This is a genomic window from Polaromonas sp. P1_G2 (assembly GCF_056405515.1).
In genome coordinates, this window is sequence record NZ_JBFUBY010000348.1 from 1 (window position 1) to 3,667 (window position 3,667).

Annotated in this window: 5 protein-coding genes; all 5 read left to right on the forward strand. The window is 63.1% G+C overall.

All coding sequences use genetic code 11. The annotated features are described in order from the left end of the window. Positions 1–347, forward strand: a 347-nt coding sequence (locus AC1D0P_RS23205; RefSeq protein WP_477678897.1) for a TOBE domain-containing protein, incomplete at its 5' end; no start/stop codon positions are given. After that, entirely contained in the window at positions 334–1,413 is a 1,080-nt protein-coding gene (locus AC1D0P_RS23210) for an ABC transporter ATP-binding protein (RefSeq protein ID WP_477678898.1), read from the forward strand. The genes AC1D0P_RS23205 and AC1D0P_RS23210, both read left to right, overlap by 14 nt. Further along, entirely contained in the window at positions 1,410–2,300 is an 891-nt protein-coding gene (locus tag AC1D0P_RS23215; RefSeq protein ID WP_477678899.1) for a carbohydrate ABC transporter permease, read from the forward strand. The genes AC1D0P_RS23210 and AC1D0P_RS23215 overlap by 4 nt, the downstream gene beginning before the upstream one ends. Then, the gene (locus AC1D0P_RS23220) at positions 2,297–3,109 is read left to right on the forward strand and encodes a carbohydrate ABC transporter permease (protein WP_477678900.1); all 813 of its coding nucleotides are present in this window, start codon (positions 2,297–2,299) and stop codon (positions 3,107–3,109) included. The genes AC1D0P_RS23215 and AC1D0P_RS23220 overlap by 4 nt, the downstream gene beginning before the upstream one ends. Positions 3,110–3,121: 12 nt before the next feature. Beyond that, entirely contained in the window at positions 3,122–3,430 is a 309-nt protein-coding gene (locus tag AC1D0P_RS23225) for a DUF2160 domain-containing protein (protein ID WP_436156939.1), read from the forward strand. The last annotated feature ends 237 nt before the right edge of the window (positions 3,431–3,667 follow it).

The following is a 3,667-nucleotide window of genomic DNA, read 5'->3' on the forward strand; positions in this document are numbered from 1 at the left end:
GCCTGCAACTGAAGGGCGGCCCGGCCTTGAACCTGGCGCTGCCCGACGCGCCGGCCCAGCGCCTCGTGTCTTTCACCGCGGGGGTTCGCGGCAGCGCGCTGCGTGTCACGGCGCGCGAAGGCGACGTGGCGCTACCGGGCAAGGTCGAGCTGGCCGAAATTTCGGGCTCCGACACGTTTGTCCACGTGGCCACGGCCGTGGGCGAGCTGGTGGCCCAGCTCACGGGCGTGCACTACTTTGACCTCGGCGCGCCCGTCACCCTGTACCTGGATCCGGCGCAGGTCTATGTGTTTGATGCGGACGGCGCGCTGCTGCTGGCACCACGGAGGTCTTATGGCGCGCATTGACCTGGACCTGGCCCATGCCTACCGGCCCAACCCGCGTGAAGACAGCGACTACGCGCTGCTGCCGCTCACGATGAGCTTCCGCGATGGYGGCGCCTACGCGCTGCTGGGCCCCTCGGGCTGCGGCAAGACCACCATGCTCAACGTCATGTCCGGCCTGCTGGTGCCTTCCAAGGGCACGGTCAAGTTCGACGGTGTCGACGTGACGCGCGCGACGCCGCAGCAGCGCAATATCGCGCAGGTCTTCCAGTTCCCGGTGATCTACGACACCATGACGGTGGCTGAAAACCTGGCCTTCCCGCTGCGCAACCGCAAGGTGCCGGAAGAGCAGATCAAAAAACGCGTGGGCGAAATCGCCGAGATGCTGGACATGAGCGGCCAGCTCAACCAGCGCGCGGCCGGGCTCGCGGCGGATGCCAAACAGAAGATCTCGCTGGGCCGCGGCCTGGTGCGGCCCGACGTGTCGGCCGTGCTGTTCGACGAGCCGCTCACGGTGATTGACCCGCACCTCAAATGGCAGCTGCGGCGCAAGCTAAAGCAGATCCACCACGAACTCAAGCTCACGCTGATCTACGTCACGCACGACCAGGTGGAGGCGCTGACCTTTGCCGAAGAGGTGGTGGTGATGACGCGCGGCCGCGCGGTGCAGACCGGTTCGGCCGATGCGCTGTTCGAGCGGCCCCGCCACACCTTTGTGGGCCACTTCATTGGTTCGCCCGGCATGAACTTTTTGCCCGCCACGGTGACGGCCGGCGCTTTGCGCGTCGCGGACCGGCCGCTGGCGCTGCCGCCCGGGCGCGCTATGCCCGACGGCGACCTCAAGCTGGGTGTGCGTCCCGAGTATGTGGTGAAGACCGCACTCGGCGACCCGGCGGCGCTGCCCTTCACCGCCATGCTGGTGCAGGACATAGGCACCCACCTGATGCTGACGGCCCGGATCGGCGAACACACGCTGAAAGCCCGGCTGAACCCGGCCGTGAGGCCGCCCCAGGTGGGCGAGGAAGTGTGGCTGCAGGTCATGGGGCCGCACACTTGTCTGTACCTCAATGACGAATTGGTGGAAGCATGAGTACAACCACAAAACCCATCAACCAGAAAGCCTGGCTGCTGGTGCTGCCGGTCATCATCTGCGTGGCGTTTTCCGCCATCCTGCCGCTCATGACGGTGGTTAATTACTCGGTGCAGGACATCATCTCACCCGAGCGCCGCGTGTTTGTCGGCACCGAATGGTTCGCCGCTGTGATGCGCGACGAAGACCTGCATGCCGCGCTTTGGCGCCAGCTCACTTTCTCGCTGGCGGTGCTGGCGGTCGAGATTCCGCTGGGCATCGCGCTGGCCTTGTCCATGCCGGCCCAGGGCTGGAAGGCTTCGCTGGTGCTGGTGCTGGTCGCGCTGTCGCTGCTGATTCCCTGGAACGTGGTGGGCACCATCTGGCAGATCTACGGCCGGGCCGACATCGGCCTGCTGGGCGCGATGCTGCAGAAGATGGGCTTTGACTACAGCTATACCGGCAATGCCACCCATGCCTGGGCGACGGTGCTGATGATGGACGTCTGGCACTGGACGCCGCTGGTGGCCCTGCTGTGCTATGCCGGCCTGCGCTCGATTCCGGACGCCTATTACCAGGCCGCGCGCATAGACGGCGCCAGCAAGTTCGCGGTGTTTCGCTACATCCAGCTTCCCAAGATGCGCGGCGTGCTGATGATCGCCGTGCTGCTGCGCTTCATGGACAGCTTCATGATCTACACCGAACCTTTTGTGCTCACGGGCGGCGGGCCGGGCAATGCCACGACCTTCCTGTCGCAATACCTGACGCAAAAAGCCGTCGGCCAGTTCGACCTGGGCCCGGCGGCTGCCTTCTCGCTGATTTACTTTTTGATCATCCTGCTGCTGTGCTTCATCCTCTACAACTGGATGCAGCGCGTGGGTACGCAAGAGAAAGAAGGCGTGGAATGAACACCCCCAAGTTTCAGGCGCGCACACTGTTTTTAATTGCCTACATTGTGTTCGCGCTCCTGCCCATCTACTGGATGGTCAACATGAGCTTCAAGACCAACAGCGAGATCCTGTCGAGCTTTTCCTTCTTTCCCCAGGACTTCACCTGGAATAACTACAAGACCATCTTCACCGACCCGTCCTGGTATTCGGGTTACATCAACAGCCTGATCTACGTCGCCATCAACACGGTGATCTCCATCACCGTGGCGCTGCCGGCCGCTTACGCGTTTTCGCGTTACAGCTTCCTGGGCGACAAGCATGTGTTCTTCTGGCTGCTGACCAACCGCATGACGCCGCCGGCGGTGTTTCTGCTGCCCTTCTTCCAGCTTTACACCACGGTAGGGCTGATGGACACCCACATCGCGGTGGCGCTGGCCCACCTGCTGTTCAACGTGCCCCTGGCGGTGTGGATCCTGGAAGGTTTCATGAGCGGAATCCCGCGCGAGATCGACGAGACCGCCTATATCGACGGCTACTCCTTCCCGCGCTTTTTTGTGCGCATCTTCCTGCCGCTGATCAAGGCCGGTGTCGGCGTGGCGGCGTTTTTCTGCTTCATGTTCAGCTGGGTCGAGCTGCTGCTGGCGCGCACACTGACCAGCGTCAATGCCAAGCCCATCGTCGCGACCATGACCCGCACGGTATCGGCTTCGGGCATGGACTGGGCCACGCTTGCCGCGGCCGGCGTGCTGACCATCGTGCCGGGCGCGATCGTGATCTGGTTTGTGCGCAACTACATCGCCAAGGGCTTTGCCATGGGCAGGGTCTAGAAAGGAAGCAACATGTTTGAGTGGATGGCCTGGACGACGCCGGTGGCGATTTTTTTCAGCTGCATCGTGCTGATGCTGGTGGGCATGACGGTGTGGGAGCTCAAGTCGCCAACGACGCTGCGGCGCGGCTTTTTGCCGCTGGAAACCACGCGCGGCGACCGGCTGTTCATCGGCCTGCTCAGCGCGGCCTATGTGAACCTGATTTTTGTCGGCATCAGCGGCAAGCTGGCCGGCTGGCTGGGGCTGGAGGCCGACCCCTCGATCTGGATCAGTTTTCTGCTGTCCCTGGTGTTGCTCGCATGGATCATGCGCAAGGGCTAGCGGGCGGGACGCGAAGAAAAGAGATGTTCGGAGAAAAAGGAACCCGGCTCATATTCCCCGGAGCCGAACAAACCTTCAACCACGGGGAGTGAACCAATGAGGAGACAAGTCATGAAGATGCGATATACGGCATTGGCGGTGGCCGCGGTGTGTGCCATGGCCAGCCCCGGCTGGGCTGGCGAAGCCGAGGCCAAGAAGTGGATTGACAGCGAATTCCAGCCCTCCACGCTGTCCAAG

Coding starts and splice junctions, on each gene's coding strand:
- AC1D0P_RS23225 (WP_436156939.1), top strand. CDS start 3,122: ATGTTTGAGTGGATGGCCTGGACGACGCCGGTGGCGATTTTTTTCAGC.
- AC1D0P_RS23220 (WP_477678900.1), top strand. CDS start 2,297: ATGAACACCCCCAAGTTTCAGGCGCGCACACTGTTTTTAATTGCCTAC.
- AC1D0P_RS23215 (WP_477678899.1), top strand. CDS start 1,410: ATGAGTACAACCACAAAACCCATCAACCAGAAAGCCTGGCTGCTGGTG.